At 71.6% G+C, this 17,488-nt stretch carries 19 protein-coding genes; 10 read left to right on the plus strand and 9 right to left on the minus strand.

Annotated elements, in window-relative coordinates:
- Positions 1-46: 46 nt before the first annotated feature.
- Positions 47-1,543, minus strand: a complete 1,497-nt coding sequence (gene miaB / locus BG418_RS21275) for a tRNA (N6-isopentenyl adenosine(37)-C2)-methylthiotransferase MiaB (protein ID WP_188275526.1) — start codon at positions 1,541-1,543, stop codon at positions 47-49.
- A gap of 97 nt (positions 1,544-1,640) precedes the next feature.
- Between miaB and BG418_RS21280 the strand changes: the two genes are divergently transcribed.
- Positions 1,641-2,636: a TAXI family TRAP transporter solute-binding subunit gene (locus BG418_RS21280; RefSeq protein WP_188275527.1), complete on the plus strand. Its 996-nt coding sequence runs from the start codon at positions 1,641-1,643 to the stop codon at positions 2,634-2,636.
- Between the two features lie 35 nt (positions 2,637-2,671).
- On the opposite strand, the gene BG418_RS21285 is transcribed toward BG418_RS21280, so the two are convergent.
- The gene (locus BG418_RS21285; RefSeq protein WP_188275528.1) at positions 2,672-4,072 is read right to left on the minus strand and encodes a HAMP domain-containing sensor histidine kinase; all 1,401 of its coding nucleotides are present in this window, start codon (positions 4,070-4,072) and stop codon (positions 2,672-2,674) included.
- Between the two features lie 15 nt (positions 4,073-4,087).
- Positions 4,088-4,792 carry a response regulator transcription factor gene (locus BG418_RS21290; protein ID WP_188275529.1) on the minus strand — a complete coding sequence of 235 codons (705 nt, stop codon included), beginning with the start codon at positions 4,790-4,792 and terminating at the stop codon, positions 4,088-4,090.
- Between the two features lie 254 nt (positions 4,793-5,046).
- Here BG418_RS21290 and BG418_RS21295 point away from each other — a divergent pair, with 254 nt between their 5' ends.
- The 8 genes from BG418_RS21295 to BG418_RS21325 all read left to right on the plus strand — a co-directional run bounded on the left by BG418_RS21295 (position 5,047) and on the right by BG418_RS21325 (position 11,414).
- Entirely contained in the window at positions 5,047-5,832 is a 786-nt protein-coding gene (locus BG418_RS21295; protein ID WP_188275530.1) for an amino acid ABC transporter ATP-binding protein, read from the plus strand.
- 110 nt (positions 5,833-5,942) lie between these two features.
- Complete coding sequence (locus BG418_RS21300; protein ID WP_188275531.1) at positions 5,943-6,863, plus strand: glutamate ABC transporter substrate-binding protein; 921 nt, start codon at positions 5,943-5,945, stop codon at positions 6,861-6,863.
- A gap of 91 nt (positions 6,864-6,954) precedes the next feature.
- Positions 6,955-7,602, plus strand: a complete 648-nt coding sequence (locus BG418_RS21305) for an amino acid ABC transporter permease (RefSeq protein ID WP_188275532.1) — start codon at positions 6,955-6,957, stop codon at positions 7,600-7,602.
- A complete protein-coding gene (locus BG418_RS21310) occupies positions 7,599-8,513 on the plus strand; it encodes an amino acid ABC transporter permease (protein ID WP_188275533.1) in 915 nt (304 codons plus the stop codon). Before BG418_RS21305 ends, BG418_RS21310 begins: the two co-directional genes overlap by 4 nt.
- Before the next feature lie 143 nt (positions 8,514-8,656).
- Positions 8,657-10,261: an FAD-dependent monooxygenase gene (locus tag BG418_RS21315; RefSeq protein WP_188275534.1), complete on the plus strand. Its 1,605-nt coding sequence runs from the start codon at positions 8,657-8,659 to the stop codon at positions 10,259-10,261.
- 47 nt (positions 10,262-10,308) lie between these two features.
- Entirely contained in the window at positions 10,309-10,380 is a 72-nt protein-coding gene (locus BG418_RS40930; RefSeq protein WP_309544753.1) for a putative leader peptide, read from the plus strand.
- Between the two features lie 78 nt (positions 10,381-10,458).
- Entirely contained in the window at positions 10,459-11,007 is a 549-nt protein-coding gene (locus BG418_RS21320) for a cysteine dioxygenase (protein WP_188275535.1), read from the plus strand.
- A complete protein-coding gene (locus BG418_RS21325; protein WP_188275536.1) occupies positions 11,004-11,414 on the plus strand; it encodes a rhodanese-like domain-containing protein in 411 nt (136 codons plus the stop codon). The genes BG418_RS21320 and BG418_RS21325 overlap by 4 nt, the downstream gene beginning before the upstream one ends.
- 122 nt (positions 11,415-11,536) lie before the next feature.
- Here the strand turns inward: BG418_RS21325 and recX are convergent, their stop codons facing one another.
- The 4 genes from recX to BG418_RS21345 all read right to left on the minus strand — a co-directional run bounded on the left by recX (position 11,537) and on the right by BG418_RS21345 (position 15,234).
- Complete coding sequence (recX, locus tag BG418_RS21330) at positions 11,537-12,193, minus strand: recombination regulator RecX (RefSeq protein WP_188275537.1); 657 nt, start codon at positions 12,191-12,193, stop codon at positions 11,537-11,539.
- A 3-nt stretch (positions 12,194-12,196) separates the two neighbouring features.
- A complete protein-coding gene (gene recA / locus BG418_RS21335) occupies positions 12,197-13,315 on the minus strand; it encodes a recombinase RecA (protein ID WP_188275538.1) in 1,119 nt (372 codons plus the stop codon).
- Between the two features lie 243 nt (positions 13,316-13,558).
- Complete coding sequence (locus BG418_RS21340) at positions 13,559-14,719, minus strand: AI-2E family transporter (protein ID WP_188275574.1); 1,161 nt, start codon at positions 14,717-14,719, stop codon at positions 13,559-13,561.
- 320 nt (positions 14,720-15,039) lie between these two features.
- Complete coding sequence (locus tag BG418_RS21345) at positions 15,040-15,234, minus strand: DUF3046 domain-containing protein (protein WP_188275539.1); 195 nt, start codon at positions 15,232-15,234, stop codon at positions 15,040-15,042.
- An 80-nt stretch (positions 15,235-15,314) separates the two neighbouring features.
- Here BG418_RS21345 and BG418_RS21350 point away from each other — a divergent pair, with 80 nt between their 5' ends.
- Positions 15,315-16,256 (plus strand): hypothetical protein, encoded by a 942-nt coding sequence (locus tag BG418_RS21350; RefSeq protein WP_188275540.1) that lies wholly within the window; start codon positions 15,315-15,317, stop codon positions 16,254-16,256.
- 50 nt (positions 16,257-16,306) lie between these two features.
- On the opposite strand, the gene BG418_RS21355 is transcribed toward BG418_RS21350, so the two are convergent.
- Positions 16,307-16,615 carry an AzlD domain-containing protein gene (locus BG418_RS21355; protein WP_188275541.1) on the minus strand — a complete coding sequence of 103 codons (309 nt, stop codon included), beginning with the start codon at positions 16,613-16,615 and terminating at the stop codon, positions 16,307-16,309.
- Complete coding sequence (locus tag BG418_RS21360; RefSeq protein WP_188275542.1) at positions 16,612-17,439, minus strand: AzlC family ABC transporter permease; 828 nt, start codon at positions 17,437-17,439, stop codon at positions 16,612-16,614. Before BG418_RS21360 ends, BG418_RS21355 begins: the two co-directional genes overlap by 4 nt.
- Positions 17,440-17,488: the final 49 nt, after the last annotated feature.

Consider the following 17,488-nt stretch of genomic DNA (forward strand, 5'->3'; position numbering starts at 1 on the left):
AAGAGGTACTGCCGTACCGACTTATCGATGAGGCGACCTACCGCCGTCAGAGGACGCTGCAACCGCGCGTCGCCGCCGGCAGCGGCTCGGGGACGCCGATCTTCGGCAGGCCCAGCAGGACTCCGGCGGGCTGCGCCGGGGCGGCATTGCGCTTCTCCCACGCGTCGCCCGCGCGGGTGCGGCGCACGGCCGCCGTCGGGCCCTCGGCGAGCAGGTGGTGCGGGGCGGCGTAGGTGATCTCGACGGTCACCACGTCACCGGGGCGCACGTCCTGCTCCGGCTTGGTGAAGTGGACCAGCCGGTTGTCGGGGGCGCGGCCGGAGAGGCGGTGCGTGCTGCCGTCCTTGCGGCCCTCGCCCTCGGCGACCATGACCTCCAGGGTGCGGCCGACCTGCTTCTTGTTCTCCTCCCAGGAGATCTCCTCCTGGAGGGCGACCAGACGCTCGTAACGCGCCTGCACGACCTCCTTGGGGATCTGCCCGTCCATGGTCGCCGCGGGCGTGCCGGGGCGCTTGGAGTACTGGAAGGTGAAGGCGTTCGCGAAGCGGGCCTCGCGGACCGCGTGCATGGTCTGCTCGAAGTCCTCCTCGGTCTCGCCGGGGAAGCCCACGATGATGTCGGTGGAGATGGCCGCGTGCGGAATGGCCGCGCGGACCTTCTCGATGATCCCGAGGAAACGCTCCTGCCGGTACGAGCGGCGCATCGCCTTCAGGACCGTGTCCGAGCCGGACTGCAGCGGCATGTGCAGCTGCGGCATCACGTTCGGGGTCTCGGCCATCGCGGCGATCACGTCGTCCGTGAAGTCGCGCGGGTGCGGCGAGGTGAAGCGGACCCGCTCCAGGCCCTCGATGTTCCCGCAGGCGCGCAGCAGCTTGGAGAACGCCTCGCGGTCGCCGATGTCCGAGCCGTACGCGTTGACGTTCTGGCCGAGCAGGGTGATCTCGGAGACGCCCTCGGCGACCAGCGCCTCGACCTCGGCGAGGATGTCGCCGGGACGGCGGTCCTTCTCCTTGCCGCGCAGCGCCGGGACGATGCAGAAGGTGCAGGTGTTGTTGCAGCCGACGGAGATGGAGACCCAGGCGGCGTAGGCGGACTCGCGGCGGGTCGGCAGCGTCGAGGGGAACGCCTCCAGCGACTCGGCGATCTCGACCTGCGCCTCTTCCTGGATGCGGGCGCGCTCAAGGAGCACCGGCAGCTTGCCGATGTTGTGCGTGCCGAAGACGACGTCGACCCAGGGCGCCCGCTGCACGATGGTGTCGCGGTCCTTCTGGGCGAGGCAGCCGCCGACGGCGATCTGCATCCCGGGCCGCTTCGTCTTCATCGGGGCGAGCCGGCCGAGATTGCCGTACAGCTTGTTGTCGGCGTTCTCCCGCACCGCGCAGGTGTTGAAGACGACGACGTCGGCGTCACCGTCGGCGCCCTCGGGCGCGCGTACGTAGCCCGCGTCCTCCAGGAGGCCCGACAGCCGCTCGGAGTCGTGCACGTTCATCTGGCACCCGTAGGTGCGCACCTCGTACGTTTTCAAACCCTCTACCTCGCTCATCTCGTACACCAGGGTACGAGGTCGCGACCGCCCGCCGCCCCGCATTGCCCGACCGGGGGCCTGGCCATTACGGGGAGTGAGCTGGCAGGATCGCGCCATGCTCCAGGCCCTCCCCCGCGTCAGCCGCCGCCGTGCCCTCCAGGGGGCGGTAGCCGCCCTGGTGGTGTTGGGGATGCTGCTGTGGTGGCTGCTGCCCTTCGGGGCGTCCCAGCCGTCGGGGACGATCACGTTCAGTACGGGCGTACGGACCGGTGTCTACCAGCGTTACGGGGAGCTCCTTCAGCGGGCGCTCGCCGACGATCTGCCCGATGTGCGGATCAAGCTGCAGACCAGTGAGGGCTCCCAGCAGAACCTCCAGCGGGTGGCCACCGGTCAGGCCGACTTCACCATCGCCACCGCCGACGCCGTCGACAAGTACCGCCGCGACGGCAGCCCCGGCGCCGACCGACTGCGCGGCTGCGCCCGGCTGTACGACGACTACGTCCAGCTGGTGGTGCCGCGTGACTCACCGGTGCGCACGACGGCGGACCTGCGCTCCCGGCGGGTCGGTGTCGGCCAGGCGGGCTCCGGGGTGCGGCTGCTCGCGGACCGGCTGCTGACGGCCGCCAAGCTGGACCCGGCCCGGGACATCACCCCGGTCTCGGCGGGCATCGACACCATGCCGGACCTGCTGCGCAGCGGGAAGATCGACGCGTTCTTCTGGTCCGGCGGGCTGCCCACCTCGGCGGTGCGGCTGCTGTCCGAGGAGGACCAGATCCGGCTCGTGCCGCTGGACGACCTGGTCGCCGCGCTGCACGCGGAGGACGGCACCACCGGCTTCTACCGGCCCGCGACCATGCCCGCCGACGCCTATCCGCAGGCCCAGCGCGGCACCGCCGTACCGACGATCGCCATAGCGAACCTGCTCGTCACCACCGACCGCACCGACGCGGGGCTGACCGAGGAGTTCACCCATACGGTGATCCGCAGCCGGGACGTGATCGGCCGCGAGGTGCACGCCGCCCAGCTCGTGGATCTGCGCACCGCCATCTACACGGACCCTCTGCCGCTGCACGACGGTGCCCGCCGCTATTACCTGTCGGCCAAGCCGTAAACCCGCATTGCCCGACGAAAACGGCGGGCCTGGATTCAGCCCGTCGATGAGGTGCGCGGCACGCTGACCGTCACCCGCAGGCCGTGCGGCTCGTTGTGGGCGTACGCGATGGTGGCGTCGCCCGCGGCGAGCAGCGTGCGGGAGATGGACAGGCCAAGGCCCGAGCCCTTCACGTTCTGGTGGCGGCCCGCGCGCCAGAAGCGGTCGCCGATCCGGCTCAGCTCGTCGTCGGACAGGCCCGGACCGCGGTCGGTCACCGTGATCCGGGAGAACTCGCCGTCGGCCGCGACGGCGACGCTGACCTCCTCACCCGCCGGAGTGAACTTCAACGCGTTGTCGATGACGGCGTCCAGCGCGCTGGAGAGCGCCACCGGGTCCGCCCACCCGGTGACGGCGGCCCGCTTCTCGACCAGGTGGACGCCCCGGTCCTCGGCGAGCGGGCGCCATGCCTCGACCCGCTCGCCCGCCAGCGCGCCCACATCGGTCAGCCGGAGGTCCGCCTCGGCGTGCTCGGCCAGCGCCAGGCCCAGCAAGTCGTCGAGGACCTGGGCCAGGCGCTTGCCCTCGGCCTGCACGGAGGCGATCTCCTCGTTGCCCTCGGGGAGTTCGAGCGCGAGGAGCTCGATGCGCAGGAGCAGCGCGGAGAGCGGGTTGCGCAACTGGTGGGAGGCGTCGGCGACGAAGGCGCGCTGCTGGTCCAGTACGTCCTCGACGTTGTCCGCCATCTCGTTGAACGACCGGGCCAGCCTTCTGAGTTCCGGGGGTCCGCCGGCCGCCGCGACCCGCGACTTCATCCGTCCGGTCGCTATGCCGTGGGCGGCCGCGTCCAGGACCCGTACGGGCCGCAGCACCCAACTGGTCAGTCGGAAGGCCGCGCCGACCGCGAGCAGCATCGCCGCCACCTCGCCCGCCGCGATCAGCAGCCAGGACCGCAGCACGCGCGAACGCATGTGCCCGGTGGGCGAGTCGGTGACCACCACCGCGATCACATCGCCCTCCCGTACGACCGGGGAGGCCACCACGAGGCGTCCGCGCTGCCACGGCCACACCTGGGGCGGGTCGTGGCTGCGGCGGCCCGCCAGCGCCTCCTGGAAGGCGTCGCCGCCCTTGCTGTCGTCCGGCACGCCCCAGTCGCCGGGCGAGCTCGCCATGGCGACGCCGTTGCGGAAGAACACGCCCGCGCGGATCCCGTACAGGTCGTGGTAGCGGGCGAGTTCCTCCACCAGCGTGGTGAGCCGCTCCTTGCTGCTGGGGTCCTTGTCGTCGGCGGCGCTGACGAACTGGGCGAGCGCCGAGAAGCGGGCGGTGTCGTCGATGCGGTCGACGACCACCTTCTGCTGCTCGGCGGCGGCCACACTGATCGCGAGCGGGAAGCCCAGCGCCATCAGGACGAGCGCGAGCAGGAAGATCAGCAGCGGGAGAAGTCGGGCGCGCACCGCGGACGTCGGGCCTTACAGCGCGGCCGGTGCGACGAGCCGGTAGCCCACGCCGCGCACGGTCTCGATCAGGGCGGGCATCCGCAGCTTGGAACGCAGGGACGCGACATGCACTTCCAGGGTGCGCCCGGTCCCCTCCCAACTGGTGCGCCACACCTCGCTGATGATCTGCTCGCGCCTAAAGACCACCCCGGGCCGCTGCGCGAGCAGCGCGAGCAGGTCGAACTCCTTGCGGGTGAGCTGGACGCTCTCGCCGTCGACGCTGACCCGGCGGGTCGGCAGCTCGATGTGGACCGGCCCGAGCCGCAGGGCCACGGCGGGCAGCGCCCCGGTGTCCTCGCCCGCCGTGGTGCGCCGGCTGACCGCGTGGATACGGGCCAGGAGCTCGCCGGTGTCGTACGGCTTGACAACGTAGTCGTCGGCGCCGAGGTTCAGCCCGTGGATGCGCGAGCGGACGTCCGCGCGCGCGGTGACCATGATCACCGGGATGGCGGTGCGCTTGCGGATCTTGCCGCAGACCTCGTAGCCGTCCTGGTCGGGCAGTCCGAGGTCGAGCAGGACGACCGCGAAGGGGTCCTTGGGCGCGCGGTCGTCGGGCAGCAGCGCCCGCAGCGCCTCCTCGCCGTTGCGCGCGTGCACCACGGCGAAGCCGTGCTTGGCGAGCACGGCGGACAGGGCCGCGGCGACATGGTCGTCGTCCTCGACGAGCAGCAGTCTCATCGTCCCCCCTTCCGTGGTCCCCGCCAGGCATGTACCCCCGCATCCACGCCCATCCCGGCGGTGTGAGTCAAGGGGGCGCCCACCGGAGCGCGGTATCCGTTACGCAGCCGGTATTGCATCGCGCGCCCCCTTCACGGAGAGTGCCACCCCGCTACCCGATCGTGATGCTCAAGTTCCGCTCAGATGTGATGACGCTGGTCGTGGCGGCGCATTACGTTCCTCCCCAACCAAGGAAGAGCGGAGCTGGAAAGCCGATGAGCGGAGTATCAGTGGCCAAGGACGCCGAGGACGCCGTACCCGCGTCGGGCGACCTGGTCGTGCTGAGCAACGTCAACAAGCACTTCGGCGCGCTGCACGTGCTCCAGGACATCGACCTGACGATCGCGCGCGGCGAGGTCGTGGTGGTGATCGGGCCCTCCGGGTCCGGCAAGTCCACCCTGTGCCGCACCATCAACCGCCTGGAGACGATCGACTCCGGGGCGATATCGATCGACGGGAAGCCGCTCCCCCAGGAGGGCCGCGAGCTGGCCCGGCTCCGCGCCGACGTCGGCATGGTCTTCCAGTCGTTCAACCTCTTCGCGCACAAGACCGTGCTGGAGAACGTCATGCTGGGCCAGACCAAGGTCCGCCGGACGGAGAAGAAGCAGGCCGAGGAGAAGGGCCGCGCGCTGCTCGACCGGGTCGGCGTCGGCACCCAGGCGGACAAGTACCCCGCGCAGCTCTCCGGCGGCCAGCAGCAACGCGTCGCCATCGCGCGCGCGTTGGCGATGGACCCGAAGGTCATGCTCTTCGACGAGCCCACCTCGGCGCTCGACCCCGAGATGATCAACGAGGTCCTCGAGGTCATGCAGCAGCTGGCGCGCGACGGCATGACGATGATCGTCGTCACCCATGAGATGGGCTTCGCCCGCTCCGCCGCCAACCGGGTCGTGTTCATGGCCGACGGCCGGATCGTCGAAGAGGCCGCGCCCGACCAGTTCTTCAGCAACCCCCGCAGCGACCGGGCCAAGGACTTCCTGTCGAAGATCCTCCACCACTGAGGCGCGCGCTTCTTCAAAGAAGCGACTGCCCCGGGCAGCTCCGCCGCCACGACGTCACCGCCGGCGGCCCCACGACCTGAGTGTTTCAAGCGATACGTAGGGATGTTCACATGAAGCTCCGCCAGTCCGCCGCCGTCGCGGCGATCGCTGTGCTCGCGCTGACCGCGACCGCCTGCGGCGGCAAGTCCGGCTCCGCGGGCGACAAGCAGGCCGCCAAGCCCGGCCAGTCGGGTGCCCCGCAGCTGCCCACGTACACGGTCGCCAAGGACGTCACCCTCGACTCCCCGACCTTCAAGGCCGCCAAGGCCCGCGGCAAGCTGGTCATCGGCTCCAAGGCCGACCAGCCGTACCTCGGCTTCGAGGACCAGTCGACCAAGGTGCGCTCCGGGTTCGACGTCGAGATCGCCAAGATGATCGCCGCCGACCTGGGCTTCACGGCCGACCAGATCGAGTGGAAGACCGTCGACTCCGGCATCCGCGAGACCGCGATCTCCAAGGGCCAGGTCGACTACTACGTCGGTACGTACACGATCAACGACAAGCGCAAGAAGCTGGTCGGTTTCGCGGGCCCGTACTACAAGGCGGGCGCCGACCTGCTGGTGCGCAAGGACGAGACGGCGATCACCGACAAGTCGACCGTCAAGGGCAAGAAGGTCTGCTCGATCGTCGGCTCCACCCCGCTCCAGGAGATCAAGAAGCCGGAGTACGGCGCGAAGGTCGTGGAGCTCGCCAAGTACTCCGACTGCGTACAGCAGTTGCTCACCAAGCAGGTCGACGCGGTCACCACCGACGACGCGATCCTCAAGGGCTACGCCGCCGCCAACTCCGGCAAGCTCAAGGTGACCGGCCACCCGTTCACGCAGGAGCCGTACGGCATCGGCATGAACAAGGACGACAAGGCGCTGCGCGACTTCATCGACAGCGCCATCGAGAAGCACGTCCAGGACGGCACCTACAAGAAGATCTACGAGGCGACGCTCGGCCTGTCCAACGCCACCTACGTCGACCCGCCGGCCGTCCAGCGCTACTGACCCCACCCGCTGCCGAAGCGCCCTCTACGCGCGCGTAGAGGGCGCTGACGGCCCTGCCCGCCCAGCCGACGCCCGCCGACGCGGAGACCTCATGAACGTACTGCTCGACAACTTCTCGGAATTCCGTGACGGCTTCATAGGAACCGTGGAGATCACCGCCGTCAGTTCGGTCATCGCGCTGGTCCTCGGCCTGCTGCTGGCCGGATTCCGGGTCTCTCCGGTGCCGCCGCTGCGGTTCTTCGGCACCGCCTGGGTGACGCTGCTGCGCAACACCCCGCTGACCCTGCTCTTCCTGGTGTTCTTCTTCGTCGTGCCGGAGATCTTCTTCCCCGGCATGGACCCGTTCCTGCTCGGCTCGCTCGCCCTCGGCTTCTACACCGCCTCCTTTGTGTGCGAGACCGTCCGCTCGGGCATCAACACCGTCCCGCTGGGCCAGGCCGAGGCCGCCCGCTCGATCGGGATGTCGTTCACGCAGACCCTGCGTCTGATCGTGCTGCCGCAGGCCACCAGGACCGTCATCCCGCCGCTGAGCTCGATCTTCATCGCGCTCACCAAGAACTCGGCGATCGCCGGCGCCTTCAGCGTCACCGAACTCTTCGGCTGGCAGAAGCTGATGAGCGACCAGGGCTACGGCATCACGTCCCTCTTCGTCTGGGTCGCCCTCGGCTACCTGGTCGTCACCTTCGCCATCAGCGGCGCCTTCCGCCTGCTGGAGAGCCGTATGGAGGTCGCCCGATGAGCGCCAGCGTTCTCTACGACGCCCCGGGCCCCAAGGCCGTCGTACGCAACCGGATCTACGCCGTCGTCGGCTCCCTCGCCATCGTCGCGCTGCTCGCGGTCAGCGTCGTACGGCTGAAGGACAAGGGCCATCTCGCCCCCGAGATGTGGGACATCTTCAACTACGCGGGCATCCGGCAGAACATCGCCGACGGCGTCGTCGCCACCCTGAAGGCCTTCGGCCTGGCGGCCGTCGGGTCGCTGGTGCTCGGCGTGCTCCTCGCGGTCGCCCGGCTCTCCGACCACCGACCCGTCCGCTGGGCCGCGACGGCGTTCGTCGAGCTCTTCCGCTCCATCCCGCTGCTGATCACGATCTACGCCGTCTGGGTCGGATTCCTCACCGACTACTCGATGTGGGCCCTCGCGCTCGGCCTGTCGATCTACAACGGCTGCGTCCAGGCCGAGGTGCTGCGGGCGGGCGTCAACTCGGTGCCCAAGGGCCAGCGCGAGGCGGCGTACGCACTCGGCATGAGCAAGACGCAGGTCATGACCAGCGTGCTGATCCCGCAGGCGGTCCGGGCGATGCTGCCGACGATCATCAGCCAGCTGGTGGTCACGCTCAAGGACACCTCGCTCGGCTTCATCATCCTGTACCCCGAACTGCTCCAGACGGCCCGGCTGATCGCCAGCAACACGCAGGTCAACGGCCAGTACCCGTATGTCTCGACGATCGTCGTCATCGGCACCATCTACGTGGCGATGTGCCTGGCGCTCTCCGGGCTCGCCACCTGGATCGAGCGGCGCGGGCGGCGCGCCAAGACCGGTATCACGATGGGCGCGGCCGCCGCTCCCGTGACCGCCGCCGACCCGGTCGGCGCCATCGCGGGCGCCGGGGCGGGAGTGCCCGACGGGCCTGGTGGTACGACGAACTGACGGTATGTGAGGCAGTGGCGACCGCGTCACTGCCGCCGTCACTTGACGCAAGCACCCGCAGTGGGTTGCATACGTTCTGTGATCGTGCACCGGGTCCCCAGCGCCACCTGCCAGCCGTCCCGACGGGCCGGAGGGGACGCGCCGTGGACCCGGTGATCGTCGTCGGCGCGGGCCCGGTCGGACTGGCGCTCGCCCTCTCGCTCGCCGCCCAGGGCGTGCCCAGCGTCGTCCTGGACGAGGGCTCCGGCCACGAGGAGACCCGACCGGCCCGTACGGCCGTCCTGCGGCCCGACACGGCCGCGTTCGCCGAATGCCTCGGCAGCGCCACGGTACGCGACGAGAGCGCCCGCTGGACGGGCTGGCGGGCCATGCGCCGGGGCCATCTGCAACGACAGGTCTCCTTCGGAGACGGTCACGACGGCGGCCCGTCCCCGGTCCACCTGCCGCAGCACGCCCTGACCCGCGGGCTGCGCGACGCCGCGGCCGCCTCCGGCCTCGTCCGGGTGGTGCCGCACAGCCGCCTTGACGCGCTGGAGCAGGACGAGAGCGGTGTCGCCGCGCACTCCGTGGGGCCGGACGCGACCTGGTGGCGCGGCAGTTACCTGGTGGGCTGCGACGGCGCCCGCTCCACCGTGCGCAAGCTCCTGGACATCCGTTTCGCCGGTCGTACGGCGGTGGAGCGCCAGGCCGTGGTGGCGCTGCGGACCGAACTGCCGTGGCCCCAGGAGGCGTTGCTGCACCGGCTGCCGCCCTGGCGCACCGGTGGCGACGAGGTGTCCGCCCGGCCGCTGCCGGACGGGGTGTGGCGCATCGACTGGCTGCTGCCGCCGCGCGCCGAACTGGTCACGCCGGACGCGCTGTTGGGCCGGCTGCGCGACACCCTGGCCGGCTGGTGCGGCACGACGCCGCCGTTCGAGCTGCTCGACACCGGTGTGTACACGCTGCACCACCGCCTCGCCCGGCGCTGGCGGGTACGCCGCGCCTTCCTCGCCGGGGACGCCGCGCATCTGCTGGGCGCGGTGGGCATCCAGGGGCTCGACGAAGGGCTGCGGGACGCCGCGAACCTGGCCTGGAAGCTCGCCCAGGCCTGGCACCACGGGGCGTCCGAGGTGCTGCTCGACAGCTACCAGACCGAGCGGCGCGCGAGCGTGGCCGCCCGGCTGCGCGCCGCCGACCAGGCGCTGCCGGTGCTGCGCGGCGGTGGCGGGCTGCGCGCGTACATCCCGGGCACCGCGCGCGCCCACGACGCGCTGCTCGCGGACGGCCACTTGGGGCACGGCCCGCTCGGCGCGCCCCCCTCCTACCCGCACTCCCCCCTCGCACCCCCACCCGCCGAGGCGCACACACCGGTCGGCACGGCGCCGGGGGCGCCCGTCGAGGACGTACCGGTGACGGCGCCGGACGGCTCCACCGTGGCGCTGCGCGAACGGCTGGGCCGGGGGCGGCTCCTGGTGGTCCTGATCGCACCCGGCACCGGCGTCTGGGACCGGCGGCACTGGCTGACCGCCGGGGTGATGCCGCGCCTGGCGGCGGCGGTCGGCTCGCTGCCCGCGGACGCCGAGCTGCTGGTCGCCGAGGAGTACCCGGGCGCGGCCGCCCACTCGGTGCTGCTCGTCCGCCCCGACGGCCATCTGGTGGCCGCGTTCGGCGGGGTGTGGCCGGCCGAGCTGTACACGGCGGCGGACGCGGCGCGCGGCGGATCCCTCGCCCACGCGCGCGTGGAGGACCGTACGGCGGACGTCAATTGACCATCGCGGGCACGCATGGTGTACTCCGAAACGTGACCGACACCGATGTGCGCCTGTGGCGGAGGGTCCATATGGACCTCGTCCGTTACGCGGGCTGCGTGTGTCGCCCGTCCTGCTGATTCGCCCTCTCCTTCTCGCGCCGCCGGGCCGCTGTCCGGCGTACGCGCGTTCTCGCGAACTCTCCAGGACGGTCCTCCGTGTCACCTTCCCCGCACTCCCCCACGCCCGGTTCCGCCTCCGTGACGCTGCCGTCCGGGCCGAGCCAGGCGGATCTGCTCGACTTCGCCCGCCGCACCGCCGCCGACGCCTCGCTGGTGGCCTCCCTGCCGCTCGATCCGCAGGGCCGGACCTGGATCCGGCTCGACGGTCCCGGTGGCAGCGAGGCGTGGCTGATCGGCTGGCCGCCCGGCACCGGCACCGGCTGGCACGACCACGGCGGCTCGCACGGCGCCTTCGCCACGGCGGCGGGCACGCTCAGGGAGGAATCCCTGGCGGCCAGGTTGCCGACCGAGGGATGGAAGACGCTGGAACTCGCGGAGGACCTCGACCGTTCACGGAGTGTGGCGGCCGGAACGGGGCGAGCGTTCGGACCGCACCATGTGCACGAGGTCCGCAACGAGTCGACGACCGAGCACACCGTCTCGGTCCACGCCTACTATCCGCCCCTGCCGCTGATCCGGCGCTACAGCCGTACGGGCGCGGTGCTGCGCCTTGAGCAGGTCGAGCGCCCGGAGGACTGGCAGTGAGCGGAGCGAGTGAACGGCCGCTGGGAATCGACGAGTTGCTGGACCGGGTCCGCGACGGCCTCGACCGGATCGGCGCCCGGCAGGCGTACGACGCCGCGCGGGCGGGCGAGGCGCTGCTCGTCGACATCCGCTACGCGGCGCTGCGCGAGCGGGACGGGCTGATCCCCGGCGCGCTCGTCGTGGAGCGCAATGAGCTGGAGTGGCGCCTGGACCCCCAGGGCAGCCACCGCGCCCCCGAGGCGACCAGCCATGACCTCCGGGTCGTGGTGATCTGCAACGAGGGCTACGCGTCGAGCCTCGCGGCCGCGTCCCTGCGCCAGTTGGGCCTCCACCGCGCCACGGACCTGGTGGGCGGCTTCCAGTCCTGGCGCGCCGAGGGCCTGCCGGTGGTGGCACCGGAGGGCTGAGGGGCGCTGTCTGAGGGCGGCGGCCCCGGCTCGGGCGGGCCGAAGCCCGGCGTGGCTGCCGGAGGCCCGTCCTCCGTCCCGGCGCGGGTAGGCCCCAGGCCCCCCGCTGGGCCCCGCCCCCCTCAGTACGTCTCGTACAAGTCGTCCGACGCCTCGCCCTCGGCCTCCAGGGCCTGGCGGACGACCCGTAGGGCCATGCCTTCCGGGTAGCCCTTGCGGGCCAGCATGCCCGCAAGGCGGCGGATACGGCGGTCGCGGTCCAGGCCCCGGGTGGAGCGGAGCTTGCGGGCCACCAGCTCCCGCGCGGTCTCCTCCTCCTGGTCGGAGTCGAGCTGCCCGACCGCCTCGTCGACGACCGAGGACTCCACCCCCTTGGTGCGGAGCTCGCGCGCCAGGGCACGGCGGGCGAGGCCGCGCCCGTGGTGGCGGGACTCCACCCAGGCGTCGGCGAACGCCGCGTCGTTGATCAGCCCGACCTCCTCGAAGCGCGAGAGCACCTCCTCGGCGACCTCGTCGGGGATCTCCCGCTTCTTCAGGGCGTCGGCCAGTTGCTTACGGGTCCTGGGCTGCCCGGTGAGCAGGCGCAGACAGATCGCCCGCGCCCGCTCGGCCGGGTCCTGCGGCGGCGGTTCCTTCTCGGCCCTCGACGAGTCGGCACCGCCCTCGGTCCCCGCCGGGCCGGCCCGTCGGGAGCCGGCCCGCCCCGGGCCCGGCCGCTCGGACCGGGCCCGCTCGGGACCCGCTCCGTCCGGCTCGGCCCATTCGGTCCTGCGTGTCATGGCCTAGCTCTTGGCAGCGGCGGCCTTGGCCGTCTTGGCCTTGGTGGCGGGAGCGGGCACGGATGCCGCCTCCGCCTCCGGGGCTCCAGCCGCGTCCTGGCCGGGCTCGGCCTTCGGCTCCTCGGGCCGGACGCCGACGCCCAGCTTCTCCTTGATCTTCTTCTCGATCTCATTGGCGAGATCGGGGTTGTCCTTCAGGAAGTTGCGCGCGTTCTCCTTGCCCTGGCCGAGCTGGTCGCCCTCGTACGTGTACCAGGCGCCGGCCTTGCGGACGAAGCCGTGCTCGACGCCCATGTCGATCAGGCCGCCCTCACGGCTGATGCCCTGGCCGTACAGGATGTCGAACTCGGCCTGCTTGAAGGGCGGCGCGACCTTGTTCTTGACGACCTTGACGCGGGTGCGGTTGCCGACCGCGTCGGTGCCGTCCTTCAGCGTCTCGATACGGCGGATGTCGAGGCGCACCGAGGCGTAGAACTTGAGCGCGCGGCCACCGGTCGTGGTCTCCGGCGAGCCGAACATCACGCCGATCTTCTCGCGGAGCTGGTTGATGAAGATCGCGGTGGTCTTGGACTGGTTCAGCGCACTGGTGATCTTCCGGAGCGCCTGGGACATCAGACGGGCCTGCAGACCCACGTGCGAGTCGCCCATCTCGCCCTCGATCTCCGCGCGCGGCACGAGGGCCGCGACGGAGTCGATGACGATGAGGTCGAGGGCGCCGGAGCGGACCAGCATGTCGACGATCTCCAGAGCCTGCTCGCCGTTGTCCGGCTGGGACAGGATCAGGTTGTCGATGTCGACGCCGAGCTTCTTCGCGTACTCGGGGTCGAGCGCGTGCTCCGCGTCCACGAACGCGACCTGGCCGCCGGCCTTCTGCGCGTTCGCCACCGCGTGCAGCGTCAGGGTCGTCTTACCGGAGGACTCCGGTCCGTACACCTCCACCACTCGGCCGCGCGGCAGCCCGCCGACGCCGAGCGCCACGTCGAGCGCGGTCGACCCGGTGGGGATGACCTCGATGGGCTCGTTCGGCCGCTCGCCCAGGCGCATCACCGCGCCCTTGCCGAATTGCCGTTCAATCTGTGCGAGCGCGGCGTCCAGCGCCTTCTCGCGGTCGGTTCCTGCCATGGGTTCCACCCGGTTTGCTTGAGTCGATCGCTTCACGTCAAAGACGCTAACCCCTGCCACTGACAATGGGCCCCGGAGTCCCTCCCGGCCTGTGGATAACTCCGCCGTCGAACCGGCGGAACCCAAGCAAACACAGGGCCCTGACTCCATCTGAATGGATGTTCGATTTTGGTGTCAAGCGCACCACGCGGCACGCCCGACCCCGCCGCGACCCTCGGTCCGGGCTCGTGGAAGGCCCCCGGCTCAGACCCCGTCGCCGCCGGTCGGCGACACCGGCTGGGCGGCCCCGTCCCGCCCCAGCGCCCGCCGCAGCCGCGCCGACGCCGAGTCCCCACCGCGCACGCGCGGCTCGCGCCTGCCGTGCACCCGCGGGTCGTCCGTCACGTCGTAGCGCTTCACATAGGCGCCCAGGAACGCCTGGAGCGTCGCGACCGCCGGGATCGCGATCAGCGCGCCCACCGCGCCCATCAGCGCGGTGCCCGCGATGACCGAGCCGAAGGCCACCGCCGGGTGGATGTCGACGGTCCTGGCGGTGAGCTTGGGCTGCAGCATGTAGTTCTCGAACTGCTGGTAGACCACGACGAATCCGAGCACCCACACCGCGTACCAGGGGTCGACGGTGAAGGCGACCAGCATCGGCAGGGCGCCCGCCAGATACGTACCGATGGTGGGGATGAACTGGGAGACCAGGCCCACCCAGACGCCGAGCACCGGGGCGTACGGCACGCCCAGGATCTGCAGCAGGATGTAGTGCGCGACGCCGGAGATGAGCGCCATCAGACCGCGCGAGTAGAGGTAGCCGCCGGTCTTGTCGACCGCGATCTCCCAGGCGCGCAGCACCTCGGCCTGGCGGGCCGGCGGCAGCATGGAGCAGACGGTGCGCCGCAGTCGGGGCCCGTCCGCCGCGAAGTAGAACGAGAACAGGAAGATCGTCAGCAGCCGGAAGAGCCCGCCGAGGACGGTGGTCGAGACATCGAGCACACCGCTCGCGCTGTTCTGCACGTACTTCTGCAGCCAGTCCGAGTGCAGCACGCTGTCCTGCACCTCGACCCGGGAGAGGTCGGTGTGGAAGGTCTGGTTGACCCAGCTGATCACCGAGTCGAGGTACTTCGGGAAGTGCTCGACCATGTCGACGATCTGGCCCGCCAGCATCGAGCCGAGCAGCACGACGAACCCGACCGTGGCGAGGAACACCGCGAAGAAGACCAGGAAGGTGGCGAGCCCGCGGCGCATCCCGCGCGCGGACATCCGGCTGACGGCCGGCTCGACCGCGAGGGCGAGGAAGAACGAGATCAGAATGTTGATCAGCAGCCCGATGAGCTGGTGGAACGCCCAGCTGCCGAGCTGGAAGCAGGCGTAGAGCCCGAGCGCGAGCACGATGGCACGCGGCAGCCACCGGGGCATGTGCGCGGCGCCGCCGGTCCCGGGGACGGGCGGCGGTTCGGCGGTCCCGGCGCCCAGGGCCGCGCCGCCGTCCACGCGCGCGTCCTCGCCCGTGGCCGCGCGCGGAATGGCGCCCTCGGGCGCGACCGTCCGGCGCTCGTTTTCGGTCAAGCCGTCGGTCGGGCGGTCGGCCCGGCGGTCTGTCTGGGTGTCGCTGTCGTCAGTCGGTGCCACCCAGCAAGTCTCACCCATGCCGCAGACAGCGACTGTCAGGAGGCCTTTGTCAGGCCGGGGCCGGGGCGGTCGTCAGCGCTCGCGTGTCAGGCCGGAGCGGGTCGTCGTCACCGCAGGTGCGCGGGCACGTCCATGGCGGCGCACACGGCCCGCCAGACGTCCTTGGTCTCCCACCCCGCGTCGAGCGCCTGGTGCACGGTACGCCCGCCCAATTCGGCCATCACATGGTCGCGCGCGAAGGACTCGGCGTACCCCGCGCCGAAGTGGTCGGCCATCCGCTCCCAGAAAATCGTCAACCGCATGACCCCAGTATCCCGCCCCTGAGAGTGCAGCCGGGCCCGTCCCCCCTTGCCTGCGGCGCTGTGCGCCCTACGGTCGGACCATGGCCGGATCCGGAGCACCACCCTCGACTGTCCGCACCGCCCGCACGCCCCTCGCGCGCGCCGAGCACTTCGTGTGGCTGACGGCCCGCGTGCTGGAGCAGCGACGGTTCGCGTACCACTTCCTCGGCGGCGCCGCCGACGCGGTGGAGACCGCGCTCGCCGCCTACGAGAACGACGACGGCGGCTACGGGCACGCGCTCGAACCCGATCTGCGCGGCCCCGTCAGCCAGCCTCTGCACACCGCGCACGCGCTGCGCGTCCTCGACTCCGTAGGCCGTCTCAGCGGTCGGCGGGCCGAGCGGGTCTGCCGCTATCTGACGGGGGTCTCGGCGCAGGACGGCGCCCTGCCGGCGCTCCATCCGTCGCTGCGCGGCTACCCCTCGGCGCCGTTCGTCCAGGTCGTCGACGACCCGCCCAGCGAACTGCTGGCCACCGGTCCGGTGGTCGGGCTGCTCCACCGCAACCAGGTGTGGCACGCGTGGCTCTTCCGGGCCACGGACTTCTGCTGGGCGGCGGTCGAGGGGATGGAGAAGTCCCATCCGTACGAGATCGAGGCCGCGATCGCCTTCCTGGACGGCGTGCCCGACCGCGTGCGGGCCGAGGCGGCGGCGGACCGGCTCGGGCGCCTGGTGCGCGAGCAGCGGCTCGCGGTCCTCGATCCGGACCGGCTCGACGACTTCCCGGTCGCCCCCGGATACGCGCCGGGCGAGCACCACTTCCCGCACGACTACGCGCGCGTGCCCGAGTCACTGGCCCGCCGCTGGTTCACCGACACGGAGATGGCGCGCTCGCTCGACCACCTCGCGGCCGAGCAGCGCGAGGACGGCGGCTGGCCCATCCACTGGCGCGAGTGGGCGCCGGGCACGGCCCTGGAGTGGCGTCCGATCGTGACGGTCGAGGCGCTGCGGACCCTGCGCGCCCACGGCCGACCGATCGACTGACGGCGTACGCACCTGGTGCGGGTGCTGGCCGGCATGAGGCTCGACAGGCCCTAGCCGCCCAGTGCCCGCACACCAGCCGTCACCAGGACGGCGGCCCCGACGATGACCAGGAAGGGGGCGCGCAGCAGCAGGGCGACGGCTGCCGCCGCGAGACCCGCGCCCCTGGCGTCGAGCTCCAGGTGGTGGCCGGTGCTGAAGGTCTGCTGGGCGGTGAGGGCGGCGAGCAGCGCCACCGGCAGCAGTGCCGCGAGGCGTCTCACCAGTGGCCGCTCCAGCGCCCCGGCGGGGACGAGGAGCCCGAGCAGCTTGACGAGGTAGCAGCCGACGGCGGTGGCCGCGATCGCGATCCAGACAGTCAACGCCCCACTCCCTTCCCGAAGTTCCCGTCCGCGTTCGCGGAGTCTTCGGCACCGGAGGATTCCCCCGTGCGGGCGGGACCCCCGGCGCCCATCGCGTCCTCCACACGCGCGTCCATGCCGCGCCCCTTCAGGAAGAGCACGACGGGTGCGGCGAGCGCGGCCACCAGGACCGGCGCCCCGGCGGGCAGCACCGGCAGCAGTCCCAGCACCAGCAGCACGGCGACCCCGGCGGTGATGCGCTCGGTGGCGGTCGTGAGCATCGGCGCGAGCAGCGCCAGGAAGACGGCGGGGCTCGCCGCGTCCAGCCCCCACGCGTCGGTGTCGCCGATCGCCTCCGCACCCAGCGCCCCGCCCAGCGTCGTCAGGTTCCACAGCACGTAGAGCGTGAGCCCGGTGACGGTGAAGCCGATCCGCGCGGCCCTGCGGGTGGGCTGGGCGAGCGTCACCGCGGTCGTCTCGTCGATCACCCACTGGGCGGCGAACGGCCGCACCGCGCGCGGGAGCGCGAGCAGCTGCGAGAGCCGCAGCCCGTAGAACGCGTTGCGCACGCCGAGGAAGAACGCGCCGGCCGCGGCGGTGAACGGGTTGCCGCCCGCCGCCAGCGCACCCACCAGGGCGAACTGCGAGGCCCCCGTGAAGACGAGAAGGCTGAGCGCACACGTCTGCAGGACCGTCAGCCCCGACCCCGCCGAGGTCACACCGAAGGCGAAGCCGGACAGGCCCACGGCGACACCGACGCCGAGGGCGTCCCTGACGACGGCGGAGTCCGGCTTGGCCGCGCCCTGGGGGCGTATGTCTGGAAGTGCTGTCTGTTCTGCTGCCACGTCCCGGACGTTACGGGGGACCGCCCTCGACGTTCTTGTACGTTCTTGC

The sequence above is a fragment of the Streptomyces sp. CBMA152 genome (assembly GCF_014596475.1).
Lineage (GTDB): Bacteria > Actinomycetota > Actinomycetes > Streptomycetales > Streptomycetaceae > Streptomyces.

Coding starts and splice junctions, on each gene's coding strand:
- BG418_RS21290 (WP_188275529.1), bottom strand. CDS start 4,792: ATGAGACTGCTGCTCGTCGAGGACGACGACCATGTCGCCGCGGCCCTG.
- BG418_RS21345 (WP_188275539.1), bottom strand. CDS start 15,234: ATGCGGTTGACGATTTTCTGGGAGCGGATGGCCGACCACTTCGGCGCG.
- BG418_RS21280 (WP_188275527.1), top strand. CDS start 1,641: ATGCTCCAGGCCCTCCCCCGCGTCAGCCGCCGCCGTGCCCTCCAGGGG.
- recA (WP_188275538.1), bottom strand. CDS start 13,315: ATGGCAGGAACCGACCGCGAGAAGGCGCTGGACGCCGCGCTCGCACAG.
- recX (WP_188275537.1), bottom strand. CDS start 12,193: ATGACACGCAGGACCGAATGGGCCGAGCCGGACGGAGCGGGTCCCGAG.
- miaB (WP_188275526.1), bottom strand. CDS start 1,543: ATGAGCGAGGTAGAGGGTTTGAAAACGTACGAGGTGCGCACCTACGGG.
- BG418_RS21350 (WP_188275540.1), top strand. CDS start 15,315: ATGGCCGGATCCGGAGCACCACCCTCGACTGTCCGCACCGCCCGCACG.
- BG418_RS21305 (WP_188275532.1), top strand. CDS start 6,955: ATGAACGTACTGCTCGACAACTTCTCGGAATTCCGTGACGGCTTCATA.
- BG418_RS21300 (WP_188275531.1), top strand. CDS start 5,943: ATGAAGCTCCGCCAGTCCGCCGCCGTCGCGGCGATCGCTGTGCTCGCG.
- BG418_RS21310 (WP_188275533.1), top strand. CDS start 7,599: ATGAGCGCCAGCGTTCTCTACGACGCCCCGGGCCCCAAGGCCGTCGTA.
- BG418_RS21295 (WP_188275530.1), top strand. CDS start 5,047: ATGAGCGGAGTATCAGTGGCCAAGGACGCCGAGGACGCCGTACCCGCG.
- BG418_RS21340 (WP_188275574.1), bottom strand. CDS start 14,719: ATGCCCCGGTGGCTGCCGCGTGCCATCGTGCTCGCGCTCGGGCTCTAC.